Below are 1,352 nucleotides of genomic sequence, written 5' to 3'. Positions count from 1 at the left end.
CCACACAGCCTTGCGTCGGCGTGAAGCCGGGGCGCGCCAGATGGAAGAAGATGGCGCTGCCGCGTCCGCGCCGGCGCGGCGACAGGTTCCAGTCGAGCACCAGGCAGGCGTCGTAGAGCCTGTCGTCGCGCCGCATGCGTTCGTGGCTGGCGCCATAGGGAATCCTGACCGGCCTGTTGTAGTTGCGGTCGTCAGGCACTTCGCACCAGCCCAGATCGGGCCCGATCGGCGTCATCGCCAGCCGGGTCCTGCGGCCGCTGGAGAACTGATCCCCCCGGAAATACCCCGACAGGATCCGCATCGCGGCCAGCGGCGTGGCGCCATCGCCTTCGCGCTTGTCGGCCGAGATGCCACCGCGCCCCAGCGCACAGGCAAACACCGTTTTCCCGGCCTGCAGCAGGCCCTGGCTTGGATGCCCAGGCCTCGCCCGCACGGTCAGCACACGCAGCCCTTTTCGCAAAATTGCGCCGGCTGCATTGCGATCGTGTTTTTTCTTGTATGATCGTGCCACGGAACAAATCACTGTGAACGGCTGTTACGCCGGTCAGCTTCCGCATAAACAGGCAGCGGTCAACTGAATTTTCTTTTCAAAACAACGGATTGATCCATGACTTCACGCACCATACTGATCGTCGACGACGATGATGACCTGCGCGGCACGCTGGTCGAGCAATTATCCCTTTACGAGGAATTCGACGTGCTGCAGGAATCGACTGCGGCAAAAGGTGTCGCCGCAGCGCGCGGCGGCCTCATCGATCTGCTCATCATGGATGTCGGGCTGCCCGACATGGATGGCCGCGAAGCGGTGAAGATCCTGCGCAAGGGCGGCTACAAGGCGCCCATCATCATGCTGACCGGTCACGACACCGATTCGGATACGATTCTTGGTCTCGAGGCCGGCGCCAACGACTATGTGACGAAGCCGTTCCGCTTCGCCGTGCTGCTGGCGCGCATTCGGGCGCAGTTGCGCCAGCATGAGCAGAGCGAGGATGCCACCTTCTCGGTCGGGCCCTATACTTTCAAGCCCAGCCAGAAACTGCTGCTCGACCCGCGCGGCGGCAAGGTGCGGCTGACGGAGAAGGAGGCCTCGATCATCAAATATCTCTATCGCGCCGACCAGAAGGTGGTGACGCGCGACGTGCTGCTCGAGGAGGTGTGGGGCTACAATTCCGGCGTCACCACGCACACGCTGGAAACCCATGTCTACCGGCTGCGCCAGAAGATCGAGCGCGATCCTTCCAATGCGGAAATTCTTGTGACAGAAAGCGGCGGCTACAAGCTGGTTCCTTAAACATTTTCATTATCCAATGAGCGGCCGGGCGGGGCCGCTTTCGGGTACGATCCAGTTGAAG

General features: G+C 62.0%; 2 protein-coding genes. One reads left to right on the top strand and one right to left on the bottom strand.

The features are described 5' to 3' along the window. A partial coding sequence (locus EN914_RS35630; RefSeq protein ID WP_245497933.1) for a L,D-transpeptidase occupies positions 1 to 463 on the bottom strand: 463 nt, incomplete at its 3' end. A 144-nt stretch (positions 464 to 607) separates the two neighbouring features. Between EN914_RS35630 and EN914_RS35625 the strand changes: the two genes are divergently transcribed. Continuing rightward, positions 608 to 1,291 carry a response regulator transcription factor gene (locus EN914_RS35625; protein ID WP_013528898.1) on the top strand — a complete coding sequence of 228 codons (684 nt, stop codon included), beginning with the start codon at positions 608 to 610 and terminating at the stop codon, positions 1,289 to 1,291. Positions 1,292 to 1,352 lie beyond the last annotated feature (61 nt).

Source organism: Mesorhizobium sp. M7A.F.Ca.CA.001.08.2.1 (genome assembly GCF_003998455.1).
In the GTDB taxonomy this organism is placed as follows: Bacteria; Pseudomonadota; Alphaproteobacteria; order Rhizobiales; family Rhizobiaceae; genus Mesorhizobium; species Mesorhizobium ciceri.
Note: the sequence above shows the minus strand (reverse complement) of the source record. Positions and strands in the feature narration are given on the sequence as shown.

Excerpts from the sequence above, each read along its gene's own strand:
- EN914_RS35625 (WP_013528898.1), top strand. The coding sequence starts at position 608 with ATGACTTCACGCACCATACTGATCGTCGACGACGATGATGACCTGCGC.